Origin of the sequence: Sorangium sp. So ce131 (assembly GCF_051519095.1) — a bacterium.
GTDB lineage: Bacteria > Myxococcota_A > Polyangia > Polyangiales > Polyangiaceae > Sorangium.
The window spans coordinates 7,428,113-7,453,826 of record NZ_CP150455.1 but is presented as its reverse complement, the minus strand read 5'-3'; the positions used below and the strand labels follow the sequence as shown (position 1 = coordinate 7,453,826).

General features: G+C 75.5%; 17 protein-coding genes. 10 read left to right on the top strand and 7 right to left on the bottom strand.

Annotated features, from left to right (window positions below; translation table 11 throughout):
- Positions 1-3 precede the first annotated feature (3 nt).
- Both WMF43_RS27145 and WMF43_RS27140 read left to right on the top strand, forming a co-directional pair.
- Positions 4-4,356: a protein kinase domain-containing protein gene (locus tag WMF43_RS27145; RefSeq protein ID WP_437668869.1), complete on the top strand. Its 4,353-nt coding sequence runs from the start codon at positions 4-6 to the stop codon at positions 4,354-4,356.
- Positions 4,357-4,404: 48 nt separating this feature from the next.
- Positions 4,405-6,162: a hypothetical protein gene (locus tag WMF43_RS27140; RefSeq protein ID WP_437668868.1), complete on the top strand. Its 1,758-nt coding sequence runs from the start codon at positions 4,405-4,407 to the stop codon at positions 6,160-6,162.
- A gap of 30 nt (positions 6,163-6,192) precedes the next feature.
- On the opposite strand, the gene WMF43_RS27135 is transcribed toward WMF43_RS27140, so the two are convergent.
- The 4 genes from WMF43_RS27135 to WMF43_RS27120 all read right to left on the bottom strand — a co-directional run bounded on the left by WMF43_RS27135 (position 6,193) and on the right by WMF43_RS27120 (position 11,359).
- The gene (locus tag WMF43_RS27135) at positions 6,193-7,617 is read right to left on the bottom strand and encodes a sigma 54-interacting transcriptional regulator (protein WP_437668867.1); all 1,425 of its coding nucleotides are present in this window, start codon (positions 7,615-7,617) and stop codon (positions 6,193-6,195) included.
- Positions 7,618-7,880: 263 nt separating this feature from the next.
- Entirely contained in the window at positions 7,881-8,546 is a 666-nt protein-coding gene (locus WMF43_RS27130) for a hypothetical protein (RefSeq protein WP_437668866.1), read from the bottom strand.
- Between the two features lie 236 nt (positions 8,547-8,782).
- A complete protein-coding gene (locus WMF43_RS27125; protein WP_437668865.1) occupies positions 8,783-9,454 on the bottom strand; it encodes a hypothetical protein in 672 nt (223 codons plus the stop codon).
- Between the two features lie 249 nt (positions 9,455-9,703).
- The gene (locus tag WMF43_RS27120; protein WP_437668864.1) at positions 9,704-11,359 is read right to left on the bottom strand and encodes a serine hydrolase domain-containing protein; all 1,656 of its coding nucleotides are present in this window, start codon (positions 11,357-11,359) and stop codon (positions 9,704-9,706) included.
- Between the two features lie 396 nt (positions 11,360-11,755).
- Here WMF43_RS27120 and WMF43_RS27115 point away from each other — a divergent pair, with 396 nt between their 5' ends.
- From WMF43_RS27115 to WMF43_RS27080, 8 genes are all read left to right on the top strand, one after another.
- Positions 11,756-12,493, top strand: a complete 738-nt coding sequence (locus WMF43_RS27115; RefSeq protein WP_437668863.1) for a hypothetical protein — start codon at positions 11,756-11,758, stop codon at positions 12,491-12,493.
- Positions 12,490-13,254 (top strand): hypothetical protein, encoded by a 765-nt coding sequence (locus tag WMF43_RS27110; RefSeq protein WP_437668862.1) that lies wholly within the window; start codon positions 12,490-12,492, stop codon positions 13,252-13,254. Before WMF43_RS27115 ends, WMF43_RS27110 begins: the two co-directional genes overlap by 4 nt.
- A complete protein-coding gene (locus WMF43_RS27105; protein WP_437668861.1) occupies positions 13,251-13,940 on the top strand; it encodes a hypothetical protein in 690 nt (229 codons plus the stop codon). The genes WMF43_RS27110 and WMF43_RS27105 overlap by 4 nt, the downstream gene beginning before the upstream one ends.
- On the top strand, positions 13,937-14,635 hold the full coding sequence (locus WMF43_RS27100; RefSeq protein WP_437668860.1) for a response regulator: 699 nt from the start codon (positions 13,937-13,939) through the stop codon (positions 14,633-14,635). The genes WMF43_RS27105 and WMF43_RS27100 overlap by 4 nt, the downstream gene beginning before the upstream one ends.
- Positions 14,636-14,647: 12 nt before the next feature.
- Entirely contained in the window at positions 14,648-16,165 is a 1,518-nt protein-coding gene (locus WMF43_RS27095) for a sensor histidine kinase (RefSeq protein ID WP_437668859.1), read from the top strand.
- Positions 16,166-16,314: 149 nt separating this feature from the next.
- Positions 16,315-17,295 (top strand): hypothetical protein, encoded by a 981-nt coding sequence (locus tag WMF43_RS27090; RefSeq protein ID WP_437668858.1) that lies wholly within the window; start codon positions 16,315-16,317, stop codon positions 17,293-17,295.
- A 201-nt stretch (positions 17,296-17,496) separates the two neighbouring features.
- A complete protein-coding gene (locus tag WMF43_RS27085) occupies positions 17,497-19,770 on the top strand; it encodes a peptidase domain-containing ABC transporter (RefSeq protein ID WP_437668857.1) in 2,274 nt (757 codons plus the stop codon).
- The gene (locus WMF43_RS27080; protein WP_437668856.1) at positions 19,767-19,934 is read left to right on the top strand and encodes a hypothetical protein; all 168 of its coding nucleotides are present in this window, start codon (positions 19,767-19,769) and stop codon (positions 19,932-19,934) included. Before WMF43_RS27085 ends, WMF43_RS27080 begins: the two co-directional genes overlap by 4 nt.
- Before the next feature lie 61 nt (positions 19,935-19,995).
- Here the strand turns inward: WMF43_RS27080 and WMF43_RS27075 are convergent, their stop codons facing one another.
- The 3 genes from WMF43_RS27075 to WMF43_RS27065 all read right to left on the bottom strand — a co-directional run bounded on the left by WMF43_RS27075 (position 19,996) and on the right by WMF43_RS27065 (position 25,624).
- A complete protein-coding gene (locus tag WMF43_RS27075) occupies positions 19,996-22,452 on the bottom strand; it encodes a substrate-binding domain-containing protein (protein WP_437668855.1) in 2,457 nt (818 codons plus the stop codon).
- A 446-nt stretch (positions 22,453-22,898) separates the two neighbouring features.
- Positions 22,899-23,843 carry an ATP-grasp domain-containing protein gene (locus WMF43_RS27070; RefSeq protein WP_437668854.1) on the bottom strand — a complete coding sequence of 315 codons (945 nt, stop codon included), beginning with the start codon at positions 23,841-23,843 and terminating at the stop codon, positions 22,899-22,901.
- Positions 23,840-25,624: a vitamin K epoxide reductase family protein gene (locus WMF43_RS27065; RefSeq protein WP_437668853.1), complete on the bottom strand. Its 1,785-nt coding sequence runs from the start codon at positions 25,622-25,624 to the stop codon at positions 23,840-23,842. Before WMF43_RS27065 ends, WMF43_RS27070 begins: the two co-directional genes overlap by 4 nt.
- Positions 25,625-25,714: the final 90 nt, after the last annotated feature.

Below are 25,714 nucleotides of genomic sequence, written 5' to 3'. Positions count from 1 at the left end.
CTGATGCGCTGCTCCGAGTGCCATCGCCGCGTCCCCACGCGCCCGGGCGCGGCGTGTCCAGGGCACCCCCTCGCGGCGCCGACGCGCGCTGCGATCGAGCCGGTCGAGCCGGAGCCGCCCCCGCGGATCCCCGGGTTCTGCGTCGAGCGGCTGCTCGGGCAGGGCGGGTTCGCGCGCGTCTACGCGGCGACGCGCGAGGGCGACGGCCGCGCCGTGGCGCTCAAGGTGGCGCGGCGGCAGGACGACGGCCGGTTCGCGCGCGAGGCCGCGGCGCTCGCCCGCCTCGCGCCCCCGCTGGTGCCCGCGTTGCTCGGCAGCGGCCACGCCGCCGATCGGCGCCCGTTCCTCGCGCTGGAGCGGCTCCAGGGCGGCTCGCTCGCGTCGTACCTCGCGGAGCTGCCGGGCGCCGGCGCGGCCCCGCTCGACGCGGCGGCGGCGATCGTGGGCGCGATCGCGGCGGCGCTCGACGCGGTGCACGACGCCGGCCTCGTCCACCGGGACGTCAAGCCCGAGAACCTGTGGTTGCGGTCAGGCGGAGGGGTCGCGCTGATCGACTTCGGCCTCGCGGCGCCGGCGCGCGACGCGCCCGCCGCGGAGGACGCGCAGGGCGCGCTCGGCGCCGAGCTCACGCGCACCGGCGCGATCCTCGGGACGGCGGAGTACATGGCGCCGGAGCAGTGCCTCGGCGCGGGCGCCGTGGGCGCGCGGGCGGACGTCTACGCGCTCGGCGTGGTGATGTTCGAGCTGCTCACCGGCCGGCCGCCGTTCGTGGGCGAGCCGGCGGCGGTGCGGCAGGCCCACGTGGCGCGTCGGCCGGAGCCGCCCTCGACGTTCGCGCCGCTCCCGCCGGCCGCCGACGAGGCCGTGCTCCGCTGCCTGGCGAAGGATCCGGAGGCCCGGCCGGCCCGCGCGGGCGACGCGGCGCGCGCGCTCGCGGCGGCGCTGGAGGCGCGCGGGACCTCGGCCAGGGGGCGCGCCGGTGGGGCCGACGCGCGCACTGGGGGCGGGGACGTGCGCACTGGCGGCCCCGATGATGCGCGCACTGGGGGCGGGGAAGCGCGCACTGGGGGCGGGGACGCGCGCACTGGCAGCCCGGACGCGCGCACTGGAGGCGGGAACGCGCGCACTGGGGGCGGGGAAGCGCGCACTGGGGGCCCCGAGGATGCGCGCACTGGAGGCGGGAACGCGCGCACTGGGGGCGGGGACGCGCGCACTGGGGGCGGGGACGCGCGCACTGGGGGCGGGGACGCGCGCACTGGCAGCCCGGACGTGCGCACTGGCAGCCCGGACGTGCGCACTGGCAGCCCGGACGTGCGCACTGGCAGCCCGGACGTGCGCACTGCCGCCCCCGGCCAGCGCCGGTCCGTGGCGCTGCTCGCCCTGCGCACGTGCGAGCACTCCGACGCACTCGCCGAGAGCGCGCGCGCGGAAGGGGGCGTCCTGGCGCGTTTTCGCGGGGAGCACACGGTGCTCGCCTTCCCCACCGCCGAGTCGCCGGGCGCCGGGGTGCACGCGGCGGTGCGCGCGGCCCGACGCCTCGCCGCGGCCGGCCTCGCGGAGCCGCCTCTCGTGATCCACCTGGCGCTGCTCCGGGTCCGCGAGGGCACTCGCGGCGTCACGCTCGCGGGCTCCGCCCTGGAGACCGCCGAGACCTGGCGTGCTGCCCCCGGCAACGCCGGCACCGCGCCGCCGGCGATCCTTACGGTCGAAGCCCAGCGCGCGCTCGCGGAGAGCGCGCCCCGCACGCCGCCCGACCCGCGCGACACCCCGGCCGACCCGCGCGACACGCCCCCCGACCCGCGCGACACCCCGCCCGCCGATCCCGGCGAGCCCCCCCTGCGCGGCCGCGACGCCGCGCTCGCCGCGGCCCTCGCCGCCGCCCAGGACGCGCTCGCCGGCGGCGGGCCGGCGCTCGTCACCGCGCTCGGCGCGGAGGGGCACGGCAAGACCCGCTTCCTCGGCGCCCTCGCGGCTGCGCTCCGCGCCGGCGGCGCCACCGTCCATACCGCGGCGGCGCTCCGGCCGGAGGCGGCCGAGCGCGGCGCGACCCTCGCCGCGCTCCTGCGGGCGGCCCTGGATCTGCCCGAGAGCGGCGACCTCGACGCGAGCGCTGTCCGCGCGGCGCTCGCGCGCCGCCTGGGCGAGGCGGAGGCCGCCCGCGCCTGGCCGGCCGTGGGGCTCGCGTTCGGGCAGATCTCCGCCCGGGATCCCGCGGCCGCGCCCCTCCTTTCGGCCGCGGGCGCGCGCCGCCACGCCGAGGCCCGCGCGCTCGCGGCCGCCCTCGCCGCCGCCGCCCCGCTCGCGCTGCTGCTCGACGACGCCGACCTCGCGGACGCGGCCGCGCTCGACGCGATCGAGCTCGCCACCGCGGAGGGCAACCCGGCGCGCCTCGCGATCGTGCTCGCGGCCCGGCCGTCGATCGCGTCGCTCCGCCCGGGGCTCGGGGAGCGCGCCGCCCGGCGCCTCGCGATCGACCTCGGCCCGCTCGAGGCCGATGCCGCGGGCGCGCTGCTCCAGGACCTCCTGCGCCCGGTGGAGTTCATCCCCCGCGCCGTGCTCGACCACCTGCACGCGCTCGCGCGCGGCGTCCCGCGCGACCTCGTCGAGGTCGCCTGCGCCCTGCGCGCCGGCGGCGCGATCCGGCGCGCCCGCGGCGGCAAGGGCTGGTCCCTCGCGCCGGACGAGCTGCTCTCGCTGTCCGCCGCGCCGCTCGGCGAGCGCCTCGCCGCGCGCGCGCTCGCGGCCCTACCGCCGCCGCTCGTCGACGTGCTCGAGCGCGCGGCGGTCGTGGGCGACGACCTCACCCCGGCCGACCTCGAGGCCGCCCTCGACGCGCCGGGCGCGCCGCCGCCGCCCGGCGCGCTCGACCCCGGCGTCGGCCTCGCGCGCCTCGCCCGGGCCGGCGTGCTCGTCACCCTCTCGGCGTCGCCGCCGCGGTACGCGTTCCGGCACCCGCTGCTGCGCGAGGCCGTCGAGGCGCACGTCCCGCCCGCCCGCCGCCGCGCGCTGCACGCCGCCGTCCTCCGGCGCCTGCTCGACGCGCCGCCCGCCGCCGGGGCGCGCGCCCGGATCGCCCGCCACGCCGCCGCCGCGGGCGACGCCGCCGCCGCCGCCGCCGCGCACGCCGCGCTCGCCGAGGAGGCGCTCGCCCGGCACGACGTCGTCGAGGCCGAGCAGCGCTTCACCGCGGCCCTGCGCCTCCTCGACGATGGCGACGCCGCGGCGCGCGCCCCGGCGCTCGCTGGCCGAGGCCGGGCGCGGTACCGCCTGCAGCGCCTCGACGAGTCGCTCGGCGATCTGCGCGCCGCCCGGGCGCTCGCCGAGGCCGCGGGCGACCGGGGCCGCGCGGCCGAGCTCCTGCTCGAGGAGGCGACCGCGCTCGACTGGCTCGAGGACTTCCCCGCCTCCGCCGCGGCCGCCGCGCGCGCCGCGGAGCTCTGCGAAGGGCTCGGCGACGCCCGGCTCGACGCGCGCTGCCTGCTCGCGCGCGGCCGCTCGGACTGCCGCGGCCAGCGCGTCGACGAGGGGATCCCCAGGGTGGAGCAGGCCGCCCGGGACGCGCTCGCCCTCGGCGACCACGAGGCGCACGTCATCGCCCGGCTGGTGCTCGTCCCCTCGCTCTCGGTGGCCGGCCGCCTCGACGAGGCCGAGCGCCACGGCGAGGCCGCCGTCGCGGCCTGCCTGCGCGCCGGCGACGTCTTCCACCTGTGCGGCGCCTACATCAACCGGGTCTTCATGTGGGTGAAGCGGCGCGAAGAGGGCCGCGCCGTCGCGGACCAGCGGGAGGCCGTCCGCCTCGCCCGCGAGCTCGGCCACGCCCAGCTCGAGCGCTGGGCGACGTTGAACCTGTCCGAGCTGCGCTACTGGATGGGCGCGCTCGACGAGGCCCTCGCGCTCGCGCGCCGCAGCCTCGACCTCCAGCGGCGCTACTTCAACCAGCGCCCCTCGCCGGACGACCTCCTCCTCCTCGCCCGCATCCAGCTCGCCCGCGGCGAGCACGAGGATGCGGCCCGCTGCCTGGCCGAGGCCCGCGCGAGCGTCCCCGAGCTCGACCTCACCCCCTGCGCCCGGACGCTGGCACGCCTGGTGCAATTGGCCCTGGACGACCGGGCAGCCGGTCGGTTCGACGCTACGGCGTGGCGCGCGCTCGTCGAGGAGGCGCGGCACACCGCGATCCTCCACGAGCACGTCGAGGCGTTGCTCGGCGCGGTCCTCTCGGCCGTCCGGGCGGGCGCTGCCGGCGAGGCGCGCGTGTTCCTGGCGGAGGCGAGGTCCGTGTCGGCGGGCTTCTGGGAGCAGCGGTTCGACGAGATCGAGCGCGCGCTCCTCGCGCCGGGATCGACCAGCGCAGCGTGAACCGAGGGCCGGCTCCCCGGGACGACAAGAAAGGAATCTGACCGCGTGATGACCTACCGGATCCCTGGGTTGTTTGTGCTCTGTGTCGGGCTCTCGACCGCCGGCGCGGGGTGCGCCGTCGCCGGCGACGACGCCCCCGCGCTGGCCAGCGCGCCGCGCGGCGCGCTGGCCAGCGGCGGCTCATCGAGCGGCGGGTCGGCCAGCGGGTCGGCCAGCGGGTCGGCCAGCGGGTCGATCAGCGTGGTGACCGACACCGTGCTGGAGTCGGTCATGGACGCCGTGCAGGGCGTGTGGGCCAACGGCCTCTCCGCCGAGGCGCTCACCCGCAACGCGCTGATCGCGAACCCGCGCGCCAATCCCGTGATGGTGGACGTCGCGCTCTCGACCGAGAGTTATGACGACGTCCGCGGCGAACCCGCGCTCCGCTTCCAGCTGCGCCACGAAGCCACGCGCGACGTGATGAAATACCTCGTCTCCTGCGCCCTCGAGCGGGGCCAGAGCGTCTCGTACACCGACACGTCGACGGGCGAGGAATACACATTTCCCGGCGAGATCGGGATATGCCCCCACTGGGCCGTGGGCGGGGTAGGGGCGAAGTGCCAGGAGCTCGTCTCGGCGTGCCTGATCTCGCGCGTGAACGCGGAGGGCCGCAACGTCACGCTCTCGATGCGCGGCCAGGCCTTCCCGGAGCACCGGCCGGGGCTGCTCACGCCGGCGCCCTCCGTCCGCGTGGTGACCGTCACGGAGGACGGCGATCTCATTCCGAGCTTCGCGCGGTGCACGACCGACGCCTCGGGGGCGTCGCGCGACTGCGGCTGGACGGCCGGGCACGTCGGCTCCTGCACCCCGTACTCGTACGTGTTCCTCGGCGCCGGCACCGAGCCCCTGGGCGACTGCGATGACGACCCGTCGAGCGCCGCGGGGCTGCCCGACGGCGACACGGTGATCCGCGTCTGCGACGGCATCCGCGGCTGCGATACCGGCTCGACCGGTTATCTCGAGCAGAGCAAGGTGCGCTGCAGCGGGCGCAGCGAGCCCGCGCTCCATTTCGTGTGCCCATCGAGCGGTCATTTCAGCGTCATGAGGGGCCCGTCGAGCGTCCGCCCCGGCGTCGCGGATCCGGCGAGGGGCGTGGCCGCGTTGGTCCCGAGGCGCCGCGGCTTCAGCGTCGCGAGCCGCCTGCGGGTGGACCCCGATCCGCCGCCCGGCGCCATCTCCCGCCGCGAGGCGGAGTTCGAGCCCGCGGTGTACCCGGCGCCGGAGGCGAGCGTCTTCCGCTGGCGCGAGGGCGCGTTCTACGGAAGGCTGTGGGGCAATTCTCCGCTCCACCCCAGCCTCGAGGAGGGAATGAACGAGGTGACGGAAGACGGCGTCTTCCATGGCGCCAAGGCCTCCGGGGGGGTCGTGTACAACCACGCCTTCGCCTGCACGGGCGAGTACTGGACCGAGCAGGCCGCCTACGTGGGGCACCGCCTCTGCGCCGGCGCCGGGGCGGAACAAGACTGCGTCGCGCACTCGGTCGGCGCCTGCGGCGACGCGCGCTCCTTCACGGACTGCCCCGCGCTTCACCAGTGCTCCGTCGACGACGGGGGGCTCGTGGAGGGCGACCGCGATTTCCAGCAGTGCAAGGGCAGGCGCGGGGGCATATGGCGCCATCCGATCACGGTCTTTCTCAACCACCCGTCGGACGTCATCCGCGACGCCCCGTTCGCGACGGCGGTGCACGGCGCGTTGTTCGTCAACGCGCCGCTCTGCCCCGGTTCGGAGGCCGCTCCGTCCTCCGCCGAGCTCTTCGGCATCCCCTGAGCGCTCTGCTGTCCGCCGTCCGCCGAGCGCTCACCCGTCCCGGTAGTCGGCGGGCTCGATGCCATAACGCGCGATCCAGCGGTGGATCTGCGTCCTGCCCTTGCCCATCGCCCGCGCCACCGCGCTGATGTTCCCCCGGTGCTCGCGGAAGAGGCGGATCAGCGCCTCGCGCCGCTCCTGGTCCTCCGCGGCGGGCCGCTGCCGCTCGCTCGGCGCGGCCTCCGGCCGCGGCGCCTCGGGCGGGACGCTGCCGCGGGGGGCCGCGACGGGCGGCGGCAGGTGGTCGAGCTCCACCCGGCCGCTGCCCGCGAGCACGACCGCGGTCGCCAGGCACTTCTCCAGCTCGCGCACGTTGAGCCGCCACTCGCGCAGGAGGAGCGCGCGCGCCGCCTCGCAGCTCATCGAGACCTCCGCCGCGCGGTCCGGGGCGGCGCGGCGGAGCAGCGCCGCGATGAGCAGGCCGAGGTCCTCGCGGCGCTTCCGCAAGGGCGGCAGCTCGAGCACGAAGCCCGACAGGCGCGCGAAGAGATCGCCCCGGAAATCGCCGCCCTCCACCATCGCCGGCAGATCGCGGTGCGTGGCCACGACCACGCGGAGGTCGACCTTCACCGGGCGCGTCGCGCCGACCGCGACGACCTCGGACTCCTGCAGCACGCGCAGGAACGCGGTTTGCGACGCCGGGGGCAGGTCCCCGATCTCGTCGAGGAAGAGCGTGCCCCTGTCCGCGGCGCGGATGAGGCCGGGCCGGTCCTCGGCCGCGCCGGAGAAGGCGCCCTTCTTGTGGCCGAACAGCTCGGACTCGACGAGGCTGTCCGGCAGCGCGCCGCAGTTGATGGCGACGAACGGCCCCGGCCGGCCCGAGAGCGCGTGGATGGCGCGCGCGATGACCTCCTTGCCGGTGCCGCTCTCGCCCTGGAGGACGACGGGGATGTTCGCGGGCGCGATGGCCCGGAGCGCCGTGAAGCGCTCGGCCAGCGCGGGCGCGAAGGTGGCGAGCCCGAACGGCTGGCCGTCCGCCGGGGGCGCGTCGCCCGTCGCGTCGTCCGCGGCGGGGACCTCGCGGAAGAGGAAGAAGGTGTGCCCGAGCTCGATCAGGTCCCCCTCGGCGAGCGGGGCGCTCCGCTGGGGCACGCCGTTCACGAAGGTGCCGTTGGTCGAGCCGAGATCCTCGAGGCGGAGCCGGCCGCCGTCGCGCGTGATCCGCGCGTGCCGCGACGAGATCCAGCCGTCCTCGAGGCGCACCTCGAGCAGCGCGCGCCCGCCCTCGCTCCGCCGCCGGAACGAGCGCGACGCGCCGCGCCCGAACGACACCTCGTCGACCCCGTCGAGCGAGAGCCGCGCGGGTGGATCCAGGGGCCGCTGGCATTGCAGGACGAGGAAGAGGGACGGCCGCGGCTCGGCGCCCGGTCCGGCGCGCCGCTTCGTGCGGACCAGCGTGGTCGAGTCCTCCCGCATCGCGGCTAGGCGCCCCCTCTCCGCGCCGGCGGGGACACACGCCGGGGAGGCGCTCGGAGCTCGACCGGGATCCGCATGACGCGGCCTCCGATCTACCACGAGCGCGCGCCTCGCTTGAGGGGCAGCGCGGACCAAATGGCCGCGCTGCCCCGCGAGCGAGGCGTCGCGCGACGCCCATTACATTGTGGCTGTCGTCCCGGCGGCGGCGCGCGCGGAGGCCGCGCGGGCCCTGGAGGTGATCCGCGCGGCGGCCGGCGGGGCGATCAGCCGAGCAGCGGCCGGAAGGCGTCCGGGAGGACGCCCCGCGCGGCGGCGCTCCGGAGCTGGTCGCGGCAGACGGCGCACGCCGGCGCGTGCTCGCGGTAGCTCCGGGTGAGGCCGTCCACGCGGAAGATGCCCGCGGCCGCGGCCTCCGTGTCCGGGTGCACGTGGTGCTGGACCGGCGCGCCGAGCTCGTGGAGCGGCGCGCCGTCGCGCCGCAGCGCGAAGAGCGAGAAGGGCGCGTCGTCGGGCGGGCGAAAGGCGTCGATGGAGTAGAGGCCCGGCGCCTCGCCCTCCGGGTCGGCGTGCCCGGCCAGGAAACACACGTCGCCGACGTAGGAGACGAGCCGGTCGAGGTTCGACGCGACCGCCGCGGGGATGGCGCAGCGGAGCCACCGCGCGAAGGTCGCTCGCACGGCCGCGCGGACGGCCGCGTCGGCCGCGGCGTCCTCGTCCACGAAGAAGGCGCGGTCGATCTCGCTGGCCGCCGAGGGGTCGCGCGCACCGCGGATCGACGCGAGCGCGGACAGCGCGACCTCCACGTCGAGCGGCGCCCCGCCGCCGCGCTGCTCGGCGCACGCGGCGGCGAACGCCGCGGCGTCGACCTCTGTCGCGAGGCCCGCGCGACGCAGGCGCGCGAGCGCTTCCTCGGAACTCGTCATGCTCATGGCCGCTCCACGCCGCCCGGTTGTCCTCGGATCTCCTGGAGGGAGGGAGTGACGCACAAAAAGACGGGAAGGCAGAAGGATCCTCGATCCGTTTCTGCCTTCCCACCTTCCTGTTCGAGCGCGGCCATCCGTGATGGCCACGGGCGCCCGCGCCGGTGGGGATCGCGGTGATCGGCAGGTCCCACGACGACCTGGCGATCGCTGCGATTCCGCCGGATCAGCGGGTACCGCCCTGATCAGCGGGTGCCGCCCTGGCTCCCGGTGCCCTGACCCGGGGTGCTGCCCGGCGCGCCAGCGCCCGGGCTCTGCGTCCCGCTGCCGGTGCCGGTACCCGTGCCGCGCTTGTTCTGCTGGTTGCCCGAGCTCGTGCCGCCCTGGAAGCCGCCCGGGATGCCCGTGCCGGTCCCCGGCGAGGTCCCCGTGCCGGCGCCCGGCAACGTGCCCGTGGTGCCCGAGCCCGTGGTGCCGGAGCCCGTCGCGCCCGTGCCGGTGGTGCCGGAGCCCGTGGTGCCCGAGCCCGTGGCCCCCGTGGTGCCGGAGCCCGTGGTGCCGGAGCCCGTCGCGCCCGACGTGCCCGAGCCCGTGGTGCCGGAGCCCAGGCCGGACGCCCCCGTGCCCGAGCCCGTGGTGCCAGAGCCCAGGCTGGAGCCCGTGCCTCCGACCGAGGACGGATCGCTGCCAGGTCCCTGGGTCCCGCTGGCGCCGCTCGTCCCGACGCCAGAGCCCGTGTTGGTTCCACTGCCAGGTTGCGCGCCCGAGCCCCACGGCGACTGCGTTCCCGTGGTGCCCTGCGAGCCGGCGCCGGACGCGTCATCCGCGCTGCGCGGAGGCTGCGACTCGTGCGAGCATCCGAGCCCCGCGAAGGCGATCACAGCCGAGAGCGCAACAGAGTGAACGAGAGTTCGCATATTCATTCTCCTCACTGCCCCCCCAAGCGGGCGCAGCGATCAAGCGACCTCCGGAAACGATCCGGAGCCTTTGTGAGCATCAGAGCTCTTGATGAGCGGTGCCGGCCGAATGCACGGCCCGAGCCACCCGTCGGACACCGCGGAAAACAGGGCAACTCCTCACGACGCCAGAGCAAGCTCAGCCGCGATATCGTGTGAGGCGATCTGCCTCAGCTGTGACACCGCTGCTGTCGAGCCTGGCGCCCGATCTCAGCGGCAGCGCGCCAGCTTCAAGCGGGAGCGCGCGCTCTCCAGGGCGGCGGTCGACCCCGTGTGCTCGTCGAGGCTGACGGACGTGATCAGCGGGTCCGGCGACGTGTCGACGCGCACGGCGACCGAGAGCGCGCCGTGCTGACACTGCAGGCCGAAGCGCGCCGACGTCGCGCTCTCCACCACGGCCGAGCCGTCCAGCGCGCACGCGCCCATCCGCTGGCCGACGTCGTGCAGCTCCTGCAGCAAGGTCTGGTGGTCTGTATCGGAGAACCAGCCTGGCCGGAGGCTGCGGTCGATCCTGCCCGGCTGCGCGCGCCCGATCGCGGAGGCGACCGCCTGGGCCGCGCGGCGCACGGACGGGGAGGGGGGGACGACGCGCGCGACCATCGCGCCGGTCGCGTCGAGCTTGCCGAGCACCTTGCGGTTCAGCGACTCGAGGTCGGCGCCGGCCACGTTGGCGAGCGCGACCACGCCGACGCCGCGCTGCGGGAGGAGCACCACCGAGGCGGAGTAGCCGTCGATGAGGCCGTTGTGGAAGACCACGTGGCCGAGGTCGCAGTCCTCGCGCACCTGCCAGCCGAGCCCGGGGCCGTCCTCGCCGCCGGCGGCCGGGAACGCCGAGCCGTTGCGCGCCATCATGTGCGACTCGCGCACCGAGCTCCGCCGCAGGGCCGCCGCCTCGGGCTCGTCGCGCGCGGGCCAGGCGGCGAGCTGGAACCCGACGAAGCGGCCCATGTCGGAGAGGCTCGCGTAGAGCCCCGCCGCCGCCTCGGAGGCCCCGAGCCGCCAGGGCTGGATCGGCGTCAGCGCGCCGCCCGAGCGCACGTGCGGCGACGCGAGCGCGCCGGCAGGCACCTGCGATGCGTCCCAGGCGGTCTCGCTCATGCCGAGCGGGGCGAGCAGCGCGTCGTTCATGAAGCGCCGGTAGGGGACGCCGGCGGCGCGGCCAGCGAGCAGGCCGAGCAGGGAGTAGCCGAGGTTCGAGTACGACGTCTCGGTGCCCGGCGCGCTCTCGAGCCCGAAGCCGTCGAGCGTGGACAGGATCTCGCGCTCGGTGACGTCGCGCTCCGTGGACGCCGGGGAGAACACCCCGAGCCGGGGCAGCCCCGAGCTGTGCGTGAGCAGATCGCGCACCGTCATCGGCCGCGAGTCGCGCGTCGGGTAGACGACGCCGCCGAGCGCGGGCAGGTAACGCGCCGCCGGGGCGTCGAGCGACAGCCGCCCCTCGTCGCGGAGCCGCAGGATCGCCGCCGCCGTCAGCGTCTTCGTGACGGATCCGACGCGGAAGCGCGTGTGCTCGTCGACCGCGCCGCCGTGCACGACGTCGCGCACGCCGATGACCTTCCGGATCGCGAGCTCGCCGTCGATGACCACGCCGAGCGCGAGCGCAGGCAGCCGCTCCCGATCCGCGGTCCGCTGCGCGAGCGCCTGCACCTCCGGCGCCGCCGCGCGGAGCTTCTGCGCGCGCGCCGGATCGAGGAACCGCGGCGTCGGCGCGGGCCCGCTGGCGAAGCGCTGCGTGAGGGCCGGCGCCGGGGCCGCGACGGGGCGCGGCGGGGGCGCGGGCGCCGCGCACCCGCTCGCGAGCGGGATCGACGCGGCCACGACGGCCGTCGCGAGGCGAACGCTGAGGGGAACTGCAATGGTCCGCAACTCTAAGCGAGCATTATCAAGCCCCGATCGCGCTCGTTCAAATTGAAACCTGGGGGGCGGCTGATTTTTACGTAGGGGGAGACGGAAAAAAGCGACCGCGCCATACCTGCGGCGTCCGGCTCGGAGGAGGTGATCTGCGCACTCCGTCCCAGCGGGGCACACCGCGGGTCGCACCGCGGGCCACACTGGGGGCGCGCCAGCGATCGGGGGTATCCCCGAGGCTCCGCCAAACCCCGCTGCCACAACTCCGCCACAACCTCTCCGCGATCCTTCCTTCTCGCGGGCGCAGCCGCGCCTCGCCTGCCGGGTACTCCCATCGACGTCTGCGGCGGCGGCCAGCGCCAGCCTCGGCCTGGGAGACCGCCCGTCGCAGCGCTCACCACCACGGAGGTCCGCGTGCAAGCGCAAGCTTCGTATCTATCCATCCCCTCTGCGCCGGAATCCGGCAGAGACTCCGCCCTTCCAGAGCACACCCCCGACCGCGAGGAGCCCCCGGCGGTCACCGCTGCTTCCGCCAGCGCCGCCGCCCCCCCGGATCCCACCGCGCCCGCGCCGGTCGCCCCGCCCAGCTGGACAGCCTCGCTGCTCGGCGAGCTCCCGCCGGAGCGCCTCCGCGACAGCCTCTCCCGCTTCGGCGTCGGCCTCGGCCTCGCCTCGCTCTATGGCGTCGGGCTCGGCGCGCGGCACGGCGGCGCGTCGTTCGTCCAGCACGCCCTCGGCGTCCCCGCGGCGATGGTCGCCGTCGCCTGCCTCGGCGTCCCGGCGCTGACCATCGTGCTCACGCTCTTCAACGCCCCCCTCGACCCTCCGCGCGCCCTCTCCGCCACCGCGCGCGCGGCCGCCGCGACCGGCCTGGCGCTCGGCGGCCTCGCCCCCGCCGCCGCCCTCTTCGTCGTCACGAGCGAGAACGGCGGGACCGCGGCCGTCATGGCCCTGCTCGGCCTCGCCGTCGGCGGCACCATCGGCCTGCGCGTCCTCCTGCGCGACCTCAAGGCCGCCCTCGCGCGCAAAGGCAACCTCCTCGGCCGGGCCGCCTCCGGCGCGGCGTTCCTCGGCTTCGCCGCCTTTGCCGTCGCGCTCTCCCTGCGCGTCTGGTTGGACGTGCTCCCCGTCTTCAGCAGAGGCGCCTCGTGAGCGCCGCCATCCTCGGCCGCCTCCTCCGCGCCCCCGCCGAGATCGCCGCGAGCTGCCGCGAGGACCGCGACCTCCGCGCGATCTCCCTCGCGTCGCTCGGCGCCATCGGCCTCGGCTCCGCCGTGTTCGGCGGCGTCGTCGGCAGCTTCCGCGGCCGGGAGCAGATCCTCTACGCCGCGCTCAAGGTCCCGCTCGCGATGATGATCACGCTCGCGCTCTGCGCCCCCGCGTTCCACGCGCTCGCCGCCGTCCTCGGCCGCCCGTGGCCCCTCAGGTCGATCGTCGCCCTCGCCCTCGCGTCCGCGGCCCGCTCCTCGCTCGTCCTGCTCGCGTTCGCGCCCGCGCTCTGGCTCCTGATCGACGCGGGCCTCGGCTACCACGACTCCGCGCTCGCCGCCTCGCTCGCCTACGCCCTCGCGGGCCTCGCGGCGCTCGGCGTGCTCGTGCGCGGCATCGGCGCGGGCGACGGCCGCGCGCTCACCGCGGCCGCCTTCGTCGCGATGTTCTTCGCCGTCGGCGGGCAGGCGGCGTGGATCCTCCGGCCCTACCTGCTCCGGCCGCGCGCCGAGGCGATCCCGTTCCTGCGCGCCCGCGAGGGGAGCTTCGCCGACGCGCTCATCACGAGCGGCCGCTCCTCGCTCGGCCTCTACGACGAGGACCCGTGCTGCCTCGGCGAGCTCGACGACGCCGGCCGGCAAGCCTGCGCCGACCTCACGCCCGGCGACGTCGAGCGCGGCGCCCCCGAGGGGGATCTCCGATGAGCCTCCGCGACCTCGCGGCCCTCTACCTCCTCGCCGGCCTCGCGTGCGCCGTCGCGGTGTACCGCGCGTCGCTGGAGGGGCGCCGCCGCGCCGCCCTCTCCGCGGCGCTCTGCGTGCCGCTCTGGCCGATCTGGGCGCCCGTCGCGCTCACCTCGACCTCGGCGCGGGGCGAGGGCGGCGAGCGCCCGCGCGCCGCCTCGGCCGCGGCGCGCGTCCAGGGCGCCCTGCGCGAGGGCGTCGACGCCTGCGCCGGCACCGCGTTCGAGGCGCTCCTGTCGCGCGAGGCCGCCTCGCGCATCGAGGCCGAGGTCGCGCGCGCCGCCGCCCGCCACGCCGAGCTCGACGCGCTGCTCCGCCGGGTCGGCTTCGACGAGGCCGCCGCCGCCGAGCGCGTCGCGGCGCTGGAGCAGGGCGGCGCGGGCGGCCGGGCCCTGGCCACGGCGCACCTGCACCTCGACAACATCCGGCGCCTGCGCGCCATGCGCGACCGCGACGCGCGCGCCCTCGAGGAGCTCGCGGACCTCGTCCACGCGCTCCGCACGCAGCTCGTCCTGGCGCGCTTCGCCGGGTCCTCGGTCGAGGGGGCCTCTGGTATCGTGTCCGAGGTCTGGGCGCGCGTGGAGGGCCTCGGCGTGGCCATCGGCGGGCAGGACGGCGGCGCCCCGGAGGCATCGATCGAGACGTGAGCAAGCACATCCTGGTCGTCGACGACGAGGCGCACATCCGCGAGGTCCTGCTCTACGCCCTGCAGAAGGAGGGCTACGCCGTGACCGCGGTGGCCGACGGGCGCGCCGCGATGGACGCCGCCGGCGCGGGCCAGGTCGACCTCGTGGTGCTGGACGTCATGCTCCCCGAGATCGACGGCCTCGAGGTGTGCCGGCGCGTCCGGGCGGCGAGCCGCACGCCCATCCTCTTCCTGTCCGCGCGCGCCGACGAGGTCGACCGGATCGTCGGCCTCGAGCTCGGCGGCGACGACTACCTCATCAAGCCGTTCTCGCCGCGCGAGCTCGTGGCGCGCGTCCGCGCCCTCCTCCGGCGCGCCGAGGCGCCGGCCGCGCCGCCCGCGCCGGCGGAGCCGCGCGCCGCGGTGCTCCGCCACGGCCCGGTCGAGGTCGACATGGACCGCCACGAGGCCCGTTACCTCGGGCGGATCGTGCCGCTCACCGCGACCGAGCTCGGCGTGCTGAGCGCGCTGCTCGAGCGGCCCGGCGTCGTGCTCTCGCGCGGGCAGCTCATGCAGCGCGCCTACCGCTACGACAACCTGATCACCGAGCGCACCATCGACACCCACGTCCGCCGGATCCGCGCCAAGTTCCGCGCGGTCGGCGGCGATCCGATCGCGACGGTGCACGGCGTCGGCTACAAGGCGCAGGGGGCGTAGCCGGCCGCCGCCATGATCGAGCGCCTGCTCCGCGAGCTCGGCCGCATCCGCGTCCGCCTCCTGGTCGTCAACCTCGTCGTCTTGCTCGTGCCCGTGGCCGGGCTCGAGTTCGCGCGCATCTACGAGCGGCAGCTGCTCGCCTCGCTCGAGCGCGATATGGCGAACCAGGCGGTCATGGTCGCGGCGATGCTGCGATCGGACGCCGGCCGCGGCGTCGCCCCCGGCGCGCCGGAGCACGCCGAGATCCTGACGCACGCGGCGCGGCACACGCGCACGCGCATCCGCCTGCTCGACGGCGCGGGCGCCGTGGTCGCCGACTCGCACGAGAACGGCCCGCCCGAGGGCCCCGAGCCCCCCGGGCCGACGTGGCTCCCGGGCGGCGAGGATCTGACGGACGGCGCGCGGCCCTCGCGCTCCTCGGCGCGCTCCGGGGACGGGCCGCGCGAGCGCTGGCCCGACGTGCCGCTGCGCCCCGAGGTCCGCGAGGCGCTGGCCGGCCGGCGCGCCACCTGGACGCGCGTCCGGGAGCGGGAGCCGGTGGTCATCCTCTTCCTGGCCGAGCCGATCCGCGCTGGCGGCGAGGTGCTCGGGGCGGTCTACGTGGCCCGCTCCACGCGCCCGGTGCTCGTCGAGCTCCACCGGATCCGCTCGGGCCTGCTGCGTGTGCTCGTGGTCGCGAGCCTCTTCACGGGCCTCGTCACGCTCGCCCTCGCGTGGTCGATCTCGCGGCCGCTCGGCAAGCTCTCGCGCGCCGCCAAGCGCATCGCGGCCGGCGAGCGCGACGTCGTCGTCCCCACCTCCGGGAGCGGCGAGATCCGCGAGCTCGGCGAGTCGTTCTCGGCGATGAACGAGCGGCTCGCGGCGCGTCTGCGGTACATCTCCGAGTTCGCGGCCGACGTGGCGCACGAGTTCAAGTCGCCGCTCACGTCGATCCGCGGCGCTGCCGAGCTCCTCGACGAGGGCGCGGCGGACGACCTCGAGGCCCGCCGGCGCTTCCTGCGCAACATCGAGCTCGACGTGGCGCGGCTCGATCGCCTGGTGTCGCGGCTGCTCGAGCTCAGCCGCATCGACGCGTCGAGCGAGGTGATGACGATCGTGGATCTCGAGGCGCTCGCCGCGCGCGTGGCCGAGCGCGCGAGCACCCCGGATCAGCCGGTCGCGCTGCGGTACGAGACGCCCGCGCGGATGATCCGGGCGCGGCAGGCGGATCTGGAGACGGCGCTGCTCAACCTGGTGGACAACGCGGTGAAGTTCTCGCCGCCGGGGGAGCCTGTCGTGGTGACGGTCGAGGGCGGTCAGGGCGGCAGGACGGCGAGGATCTCGGTGCGCGACCGGGGGCCGGGGATACCGCCGCAGCACCTCCCCCGGATCTTCGATCGGTTCTTCACGACGGACGAGCGCCGCGACGGGACGGGGCTCGGGCTGTCGATCGTAAAGAGCGTTGTCGAAGCGCATGGCGGGGTGGTGACGGCGGAGAGCGCGCCTGGCGAGGGGGCGTGTTTTGTCATCGAACTGCCGGTGCGGCAGTAGAGGAGGGGAGGGCGGCGCTCCGGGGCGCCGCGGTCGCGCGCCCGGAGTTCGCCATGGCGCCGCCACCCTCGGCGCGCGCGCCGAGCCCCGAAGCACCGCGGTTTCGCGCCCTCTTCCGCCTGGCACACGCCCTGCGAACGGCGCGCAGCATGGGAGACGCCGATATTGCTTTGCGCCACATCGCCCGCCGACGTCCGGACGACCTGGCGCGCGCTTTCGTCGCCGGGGGCCGCTCCGTCGAGGCCCTGGGCTGGATCGACACGCAGGTCACGAAGCTGGAGCGCCGCCTCGACAGGGCCTTGCACCTGCGCGTCGACGGCGAGCCGCGCGTGCTTCATGTCGAGTTCTGCCTCTCGCTGCGCGACGACGTTCCGGATCGCATGTTCGAGTACCTCGGCTTCCTGTTCACCGCGCTTCGCATCGACGCGCCCGGAGAGCCGGTGCCACCCATCGAGAGCGTCGCCGTGGTCCTCTCGGGCGGCAGGCGGCGTTTGCCCGCGATGGGGAGGCGTCGCACGGCCTGGCCGAGGCGTCCTTTCAGCGGCGTTCAGTTCAGGATCGACGCGGTCTACCAGCGCACGATCGCCGAGCTCCGAGCGCGCGGCAGCCTGCTCTGGCTCGTGTTCGCCCCGCTCGCCAGCGACGCAAGTGAGGCGGCGATGCGGGATATCGTTGCGGAAATCTGCGCGAGGGCAGCGAATTACGAGGAGCGGACCGATCTCATTTCGGCATTTTTCATGATGGCGGCCGTCGATCCCTGGAGACACAATCTGCTGAAGGAGGCCATGATGCCGGCGAAGGACTTCGAGGACATCGAGGACATCTGGAATGTACCCATGATAGAAGTGCTCCGGCGCGCGCCGGGCACCAAATACCTGATCCGTAATCTCATCCTGCACGAAGCCAGGAAGGAGGGCAGGCGGGAGGGCAGGCAGGAGATGGAGACGGAGATCGCGGAGCTGCTCGGACGCCTCTTCGCGCGGCGGATCGGGCGCCCGCCGACGACCGAGGAAGAGCGCGCGATCGTCGAGCGCACGCGGGCGATTGGACCGGTCAAGGTCGAGGATGCCTTGCTCGATCTCGAGGGCGATGCGCTGGTGCGCTGGCTGTCCGAGCCGGTCCAGCGGTGACACGCCTCGGGGAAAGGCGCCCTTCGCGCCAGCCTCACGACGGACTTCCCCCCTGTCCCGGGGACATGCAAGGCCGCCGGCGCAGCGCACGTGCCGTGGCGCGATCGCACCTTCAGCACGTCGATCCACCGGCATCCACGCGGCGGCCTGGCGCGCCGCGCGGCGCTGGAACCGCCTGATCTCCCGTGATATCCGGTGCGGGTGCGCCACCCCGGGCTGCTCCCGTTCCGGCGGTATCCCATCCGGCGGCAGCTCGAGGAGTCCGACTGCGGGCCCGCGTGCCTCGAGATGATCTCCGCCTACCACGGCGCGAAGCACGCGCTCTCGACGCTGCGCGAGCTGTCCCACGTGCGGGCCTCCGGGACGTCGCTGCTCGACCTCACCGAGGCCGCGGCGCGCCTCGGCTACCGCGCGCGGGGCGTGCTCGTCGAGGACCCAGGCGACCTCGAGGACGAGGAGGGCGGGATGCTCCCGGCGATCGCGCACTGGGACGGCAACCACTTCGTCGTCCTCTACGCGGTCAGGCCCCGGGAGGTGATCGTCGGCGATCCCGCGCTGGGGCTGCGGCGGATCCCGCGCGAGGAGCTCCCGGGCCACTGGAGCGGGATCCTGCTGCTCCTAGAGCCCACGGAGGACGTCTTCCGGGGGAAGCCGCCCGAGGGCCCCGCGCCGCGCCGGCAGAGCGGGCTCCGGCGGTTCCTCGGCGGCATGCGCCGCTACCGCGCCCTGCTCGCGCAGATCCTGCTCGCCACGCTCCTGCTCCAGCTCCTCGGGCTCGCCCAGCCGTTCCTGCTCCAGGGGCTCGTCGACAAGGCGCTCGGCCACCGCGACACGAGCCTGCTCGCCGCGATCGGCGCCGGCCTCGCGGTCCTGCTCGCCGCGCAGATCGCGCTCACGATGCTCCGCGGCGCCGCCCTGTTCCTCCTCTCGAGCGGCTACTCCGTCCTGCTCCTGACCGCCTTCTGGAAGCAGCTCCTCTCGCTCCCGATCGCGTTCTTCGCCCACCGCCACCGCGGCGACATCCTGAAGCGCATCGAGGATCACCAGCGGATCCGCCGCGTCCTCCAGGGGGCGTCCTCGTCCGCGCTCCTCGATCTGCTGATGCTGGTCGGCTACGGCGCGCTCCTCTTCACCTACGATCCCGGCGTCTTCGCCATCTTCCTCGGCGGCGCCGCCCTGTACGCCGCCTGGACTTTCTCCTTGCTGCCGCAGCGGACGCGGCTCGATCACGACCGGTTCCGTTACAGCGCCCACGCGGCGCGGCTCGAGATGCAGATGCTCGGCGGCATCCAGACGCTCAAGGCCTGCGGCGCGGAGCGGCAGGCGCGGACGGCGTGGGAGCGGCTCCAGGCGGGCGATTTCGCCGCGAGCCGCCGCATCTGGCGCCTCGACACCCTCCACCAGGGCGGCGCGATGCTCGTGAGCCAGGCGATGTACCTCGGCATCCTGCTCTACGAGGCCGATCTCGTGCTCGCGGGGGCGCTGACCCTGGGGCAGATGATGGCCACGCTCGCCGTGCTCGGCCTGGTCATGTCGCCGATGCAGAGCCTGGTCCTGTTCGTGCACGAGCTGCAGGACGTCGTGGTGTCGCTGCGGCGGGTCGAGATCGTCCACGAGGCCGAGCCCGAGGCGCTCGAGGCCGGCGGCGAGGGCGCGGCCGGGGCCGGCGTCGCCCGCGAGGGCGGCGGTGATCGCGCCGCGGCGCCGGCGCGGGCGCTGCCCCCGCCGGCGTTCGCGCGCGCGCCCGGGATCCGCCTGGACGGGGTGACGTTTCGTTACGGGTCGCCGAACGAGCCGCCGACCCTCGACGGGGTGAGCTTCACCATCCCGGCGGGGCGCATGACCGCGATCGTGGGCCGCTCCGGCGCGGGCAAGACGACGCTCGCCCACGTCCTGTTCGGGCTCTACCGGGCGGAGCAGGGCCGGATCTTCTACGATGACCAGCCGATCGAGGTGATCCCGCCCGCGCGCCTCCGCCGCGCGGTGGCGTACGTCTTCCAGAAGACCGACGTCTTCGACGGGACGCTCGCCGAGAACATCGCGCTCGGCGACCCCGAGCCCGACGAGGCGCGCCTCGTCCACGCCGCGCGGACGGCCCGGCTCGACGACCTGCTCGCGCTGCCGAACGGCCTCGCGACGAGGATCGGCGAGACGGGCATCCGCCTCTCCGGCGGCGAGGAGCAGCGCCTCCAGCTCGCCCGGGCGATCTACCGCGATCCGCGCGTGCTCTTCCTGGACGAGGCGACGAGCCACCTCGACGCCGAGAACGAGCGCGCCATCACCGAGGCGATCCAGCGCGAGGCGGCCGGCCGCACGCTCGTGGTCATCGCCCACCGCCTCTCGACGGTGCGGAGGGCAGACCACATCGTGGTGCTGGAGCGGGGGCGCGCGGTCGAGCAGGGCACCCACGAGGAGCTGGTCGCGCTCGACGGGGGGCGGTACCGCGCGCTCGTCGAGAACCAGATCGAGCAATGATGGACCCGGAGCGCGACGAAGATCTCGTGCTGACCCCGGAGGTGCGCGCGATCGTGGCGCGCAAGGGCCGCGGAACGCTCGCCGCGACGGTGATCCTCGCGGTCGTGCTCGCCGCCCTGGCGGCCGCCGCCGGCGCCACGGCGCTCGCGCCGCTGTTCGGCTAGTCCTTCGCCTCCCGCCCCTGTCCGTGCCCGCGCGCCGTCGAGCGTCATGCAGGCGCCGCGTTCACCACGGTGCAGAGGTGGCGCGGTAGGTGATCTGGCCGCCTGTCTTCGACAGCGCGTAGGTGAACCCGAGCTCCAGGGTCGAGCGGGTGACGACGCTCCCGAGGTCCACGCCCTGCTCCACCATCAGCCGCGCCGCGGCCGGCGTGATGCCGACGAGCACGACCTCGGCGCCGAGCAGCCGCGCCGCCCGCGCCGCCCGCACGAGGTGCTCCGCCGAGGCGGCGTCGACGGCGGCCATCCCCGTGACGTCGACCAGCACCACGCGCGCTTGACGCTCGGTGATGTCCCGCAGCATCGACTCGATGAAGCGGCCGGACCGCTGCGCGTCCATCGCCCCGACGAGCGGCATCACGAGGATGCTCCGCGCGATGGGCACGACGGGGCTGGAGAGCTCGCGGATCGTGTCGAGCAGCGACTCCTGCTGCCGGTTCGCCCGCTCGAGCTCGTGGGTCCGCTCGGTGATCCGGTGGACGAGCTCCGCGTTCTCGATCGCCACGCCCATCGTGTCGGCGACACGCTCGATCACCGCGAGCTCCTCGAGCGAGCACGCCGCGCGACGCTCGCTCTCCAGGACGAGGGCGCCGAAGGCGGTCCCGCCCGCGAGGAGCGGGACGCCGACCAGGGTGTGCACCCCCCTCGCGCGCGCCTCGACGACATCGGGCGCGTCGTGGAGCTCGCTCGAGCGCGTGTCGACGATGATCGCGCCGGCAGTGCTCAGCACCCGCCCGACCAGCGACTCCGCGTCGAGGGGGGCGCGCTCCTCGCGGAAGCCCTCGTCCCCAGCGTTCAAGCCGGAGACGAGGAGCTCGATCGGGCGGCCGGCCTGGATCAACCGGCGCCTCCGCCTCGTCGCCTTGCGGGTCGCGTCGAGGGCCAGGTAATCGGAGAGCGCGAGAGACCAGGGCGTGCGCTCGAGGGTCACGACGTCGACCCCGGTGTCCATGAAGCGCAGCGTGGACGCTCTCCCGGCCACCGCCCGCGCCGGCAGCCCGGCCAGGGTCGCCTCGACGCCGTCCAGCGCCATGTCGTGGAGCAGCTGCACCGCGCGATAGCCCATGTCGTGCTCGCGCTGGACAATGGCCGCGTGGATGGTGCCCTCCCTGAGCATCGTGATCGTGTCATTGAGGAGATCGAAGGCGACGATCTTGAGCTTGCCCTCCCGTCCCAGCGCCCTCGCGGCCATACCCCAGAACGGGCCGTTCGCGGCGGAGACGCCGAACGCGCCGGCGATGCCTGCCTCCACGGCCTCCCGCGAGAGCCGCAGCCCTTCCGCCAGGCTGTACAGGTCCTCGGTCGGCGGCTGCACGTCGAGGGACGTGCCGGAGACCGCCGCGCGGAACCCCGCGATGCGCTCCATGCTGTTGACGGAGCCGATCGAGAACGCCTGCGCGCCGATCTTGCCTCCGTGCGGGAGCAGCCGCGCCATCAGCTCCCCGGCGAGCCGCCCCGCAGCCACGTTGTCGGTGCCGATGTAGGCTGTAGCGCTGCTGTCGTCGACGGGCGGCGTATCGACCGTGACCACCGGGATCCCGGCCGCCGTCGCGCGCCGGATCGCCGGCTCGAGGATCTGCGGGTTCATCGGCGACACGACGATGCCGTCCACGCGCCGGTCGATGCCCTCGTCGAGGAAATCGCGCTGGGCGACGTCGCCGCCGGCGCTGGTGCTGGCGGTGCGGACGTCCACGTGGATGCCCAGGCTGCGCCCTGCGACGAGGGCGCCGTCACGGATGTTGTGCCAGTACGCAACCGACGGTCGTCGCGGGAGGTGGTAGATGCGGATCTCGCGGTCCGTGGCGGCGCCGCGCGAGGAGGAGCCCCCGCGGGGAGCGTCGCTCAGCAGGACGAGGTGCACGGAGCCCCACTGCGGCCTGAGCTGCACGCTCTTGATGCCCTTCGAGATCATCTCGACGAGCTCATGCGGGCTGGTCCGCGTGGCCACGGCGTTCAGCACCGCCTCGAGCACACGCACCTCCTGGGCCGTCTGAGCCTTGTCGTTGTAGAGCTCTCGCCGCTCCAGCGCCGCGCCGGCGCTGTCCGCCAGCGAGACGAGCCGCGCCCAGCGCTCGCCGGAGGGCGCCTGCCCGTCCGGCTGCTCGACGGCGAGCACGCCGATCGTCTGTTCATGCACGCGCACCGGGGTGAGGACCACGACCGCTCCCGCGGGCACGAGGTGCAGCGCTGAGGCGCCCGGCAGGTGCGCTCGGTACCAGTCGGCGGCCGCCGCGACTCGAGCGCTGTCCGGGGATTCGAGCATCGAGATCGCGCTGGCCGGCCCCGCATCGACGAGGACCTGCGGCGAACTCGCGAGCACGCCGTCGAGGCCGACGGAGGCCCTGTGGACCAGCCGATCCCCGTCTCGGATCAGCAGGCTCCCGCGCCGCGCGTGGGGCAAGCTGCCCACGGCTTGCTCCACGATGCCATGGAGCGTTGCAAAGAGATCCAGACCGGTGCTCATGCGCTCTTCGCCCCGTCACCCACCCCGACGACGGCGAGGGCTCAAGCCAGCAGGCGCGATGAACGGCCTCCCTGTCAAGGGGCTACCGAGCATCGACGCCAGCTCGGGCCGCGCATGGCTCGACCCATGACGGTCGTGGGGCGGTTGGTGCGCCAACATAAGCCGGCAGGGAGAAGAGGATGACAATCTCGACGCAACCGCGAGATGTAAGCGCGAGCCCGCTCTTCGATGTCGGCCGTCGCCATCGCAGACGAGAGCGCCTGCTCGATGAGCGCGGAGGTGCGCTCCGGGGTGTTACGGCTTTCCCATCGCGTCTCGTAAAACAACGGCTCATCCCACGGTGTTCATGCAGCTCATCCGTCGGTCGGACGTCCCGCCGAACTCCCGAGGAAAGCACCGGGGCGCGACCGTTCGTCACCGCGGGCTCGACCTTCGGCGGCGCGGCGCTAACGCGCCGCCCGCGCGAGCGCGCTCGCGAGGCGGCCGAGGATGTCGGTCCCCGCGCGCGCGTCGAAGCCGAGGAACATGGCCGAGTCGTTGAGCTCCAGGATGCGGAGCGTCCCGCGCGCGTCGCGCTTCAGGTCCATCCCCGTCCACCGCAGGCCGAGCACCCGGGCCGCCGCGAGGCACTGGCGCTCGACCTCGGGCGGGAGGTCGATCCGCGCGATTTCCTCCTCGTTCTGGCGGTAATCGAGCGCGCTCGTGGCGATGCGCAGGCTCGCGATGACCTCGCCGTCGAGCACGTAGACGCGGATGTCCTCGCCCGGGAGGAGCTCCTGGAACGTGACCGGCGCCGCGTCGAGCGCGGCGAGCCGCTCGTCCGTGAGGTCCTCCGGCCCGATCTCGCGCGTGGCGGCGCCGCCGAGCACGGGTTTGTAGGCGATCCGCCGCCCCGCGGAGAAGCGCCGGACGGCCTCGGGGTCGTTGCTCCAGAGCGTCTCGGGGACCGGGAGCCCCGCCGCCTTGAGCGCCGCGAGCTGCATCGGCTTCACGCAGCGCCACTCGGACGAGGGGGGGTTGTAGAGGGGAACGCCCGCCTCCTCCCAGCGCGAGAGCAGGCCCCGCAGCATCGCCGCCTTCTCCCGGAACGCGGTGAGCGTCGACGCCCAGTCGTGCTCCATCGCCTCGCGCGCGTCGACGCCGAACGCGAGCGGGTGGGCGTACATCCCGCGCAGGTAGACGGCCCCGGGGCGGCCGATCGCGCGCCCGTCGGCGACGACGTCCGCGAGATCGTCGCCGAGCGAGATCCGCGTCCGCTCCGGGAAGGACAACGTGTCGAGCACGACCGCCTCGACGCCCTCCTCGGCGAGCCGCTTCGCCACGGCCTCGACGTGATCGTCGTCCGGCGAGCCGACCACGATCACCGGCCCTCTTCCGCGATGACCGCTCATGGTGCATCCTCCTTCACGCTCTCCTCCAGCCCGCCCCGCGCCGGCGGGAGCTCCTCGAGCAGCGCCGGCCGGGCGCACCAGGCGTCCACGTGCCGCAGCGGCGCCTCGCAGCGCCGGCCGTCGAAGAAGATCGCCGGAAAGCCGTCGGCATACCGGTCCTTCAGGGCGCCGGCGCCCCCGACGAGCGCGAGCGCCCCGGCCCTCGCCCGCGCGATCTCCGCCGCGTCCAGGCCGAGCTCGCCGCCCAGCGCCGCGGCGGGATCGCCGCTCAAGAGCCGCGGGAGGTCCCGCTTGGCGGCGCGGAACGCCGCGAGCAGCGCCGCGCCGCCGCGGGCGACCCCGATCGCCGCGAGCGCCTCGCAGAGCGCGCGGTCGGCGGGGTCGGCCGGATCGCGCGGGGCCACGCCGACGTGGGCGCGCACGAGGCCGGGGTGCCTCTCGACCAGGGCCGCGAGCTCGTCGAGGGCAGGGCCGCAGAGGTGGCAGGACGGGTGCGCCAGCGCCACGACGGCGTGGGGGGCGGCCGCGTCCCCGACGAGCACCCCCGCGGCGGCGCCGTCGATCGGCAGGCGCGGCTCGGCCGCGAGCGCCGCGAGCGAGGCGAGGGGAGAGCCGGCGAGGCGGCGGAACCTCCGCCGGAGGGCGTCGAGATCGGCCGCGTGGGCGACGTGGGGCACCGTCGACGAGAGGAGCAACCCGAAGAAGAGCGCCTGCGCCAGGGCCGCGGCCGCGACGTCGCGGGCCGGCGGCGCCGGCAGCGCCCCCGAGAGCGCGAGCCACGCGAAGACGGCGGCGCCCGCGGCGGTCGCGCCGTGGGCGGTCATGCAGAGCGCGCAGGCGTGCCTCCCGCGCGCCTGCGCCGCGACGAGCGCCGCCGAGGCGGGCAGGGCGAGGCAGAGCGAGGCGCCGGCGGTCCAGAGCGGCGCGGCGCTCGCCGAGAGCGCGGCGGAGGCGAGCCCGAGCAGGATCGCGCCGAAGAACGCGAGCCCGAGCCCGGACAGGGGCACGCCGGCGATTGCGGCGTACTCCGACAGGAGCACGCTCTCGCAGCCGGCGCCCCCGCGCGCGCCGCAGAGCGGCGGCGGGCCGCTCCCCGGGGTCCACGCGAGCGCCGCGAACATGGCCGCGAAGCCCGCCGCGGCGAGCGCGGCCGTCGCCGCGAAGCCCGCCTGGAGCGCCGCGGGCTGGCGGAGCGCCGCGAGCGCGAGGAGGGCGAGCGCCGCGGCGGCGAGCGCGGCGCGCACGGCGCGCACGTCCGGCGAGGTGCGCGGGCCCGCGAGGTCGAGCCGGAGCCGCCACTGCTCGAAGAGGAGCTCCCGGACGCGCCGGCCGAGGTAGCCGCGCTCGGCCGAAGGCGCCGCCGTCTCGCCGGATTTCTCAAGGAAAACAACGACTCCCGACCACATCGCCGCGAGCTCGTCGCGCGCGATCGCGCGGCTGCCCTGCTGGGAGTCCCAGAGCCGGTAGCCGGCCGCGGTGACCTCCTCGAGCAGGCCGAAGCCGCCGTGGGGTCCGGCGTCGAAGTGGAGCACGGCGGGGAGCTCGCCCGGCTCGGCCTCGTCGAGCACGTCGAGCGCGCCCTGGCCCGCCGTGGCCGAGAGCCCGAGCGAGCGCGCCGCGTCGACCAGGGCGAGGAGCGAGCCGGGGTGAGCGTGCCGCGCGACGAGCTCCCGGGCGTGTCGCCGCGAGCAGCGGATCCGGCGCCGCCTCGCGACCTCGGCGAGGACCTCGGCCGGACCGTCGGCGGGGGCCAGGAGGTCGCGCGTGCGGGCGGGGATCATCGCGGGGAGCTCAACGTAGCGAAAAACCGTGGCGGGAAAATGGGCTCGGCCCGCGGGCGAGCCGGTCGCGCGCGGGCCGAGCCCGGGAGG

Bases quoted from the DNA above. Each gene is read 5' to 3' on its own strand.
- WMF43_RS27080 (WP_437668856.1), top strand. From the start codon at position 19,767: ATGATGGACCCGGAGCGCGACGAAGATCTCGTGCTGACCCCGGAGGTG.
- WMF43_RS27070 (WP_437668854.1), bottom strand. From the start codon at position 23,843: ATGAGCGGTCATCGCGGAAGAGGGCCGGTGATCGTGGTCGGCTCGCCG.
- WMF43_RS27130 (WP_437668866.1), bottom strand. From the start codon at position 8,546: ATGAGCATGACGAGTTCCGAGGAAGCGCTCGCGCGCCTGCGTCGCGCG.
- WMF43_RS27135 (WP_437668867.1), bottom strand. From the start codon at position 7,617: ATGCGGGAGGACTCGACCACGCTGGTCCGCACGAAGCGGCGCGCCGGA.
- WMF43_RS27105 (WP_437668861.1), top strand. From the start codon at position 13,251: ATGAGCCTCCGCGACCTCGCGGCCCTCTACCTCCTCGCCGGCCTCGCG.
- WMF43_RS27125 (WP_437668865.1), bottom strand. From the start codon at position 9,454: ATGCGAACTCTCGTTCACTCTGTTGCGCTCTCGGCTGTGATCGCCTTC.
- WMF43_RS27075 (WP_437668855.1), bottom strand. From the start codon at position 22,452: ATGAGCACCGGTCTGGATCTCTTTGCAACGCTCCATGGCATCGTGGAG.
- WMF43_RS27145 (WP_437668869.1), top strand. From the start codon at position 4: ATGCGCTGCTCCGAGTGCCATCGCCGCGTCCCCACGCGCCCGGGCGCG.
- WMF43_RS27090 (WP_437668858.1), top strand. From the start codon at position 16,315: ATGGGAGACGCCGATATTGCTTTGCGCCACATCGCCCGCCGACGTCCG.
- WMF43_RS27065 (WP_437668853.1), bottom strand. From the start codon at position 25,624: ATGATCCCCGCCCGCACGCGCGACCTCCTGGCCCCCGCCGACGGTCCG.
- WMF43_RS27140 (WP_437668868.1), top strand. From the start codon at position 4,405: ATGACCTACCGGATCCCTGGGTTGTTTGTGCTCTGTGTCGGGCTCTCG.
- WMF43_RS27095 (WP_437668859.1), top strand. From the start codon at position 14,648: ATGATCGAGCGCCTGCTCCGCGAGCTCGGCCGCATCCGCGTCCGCCTC.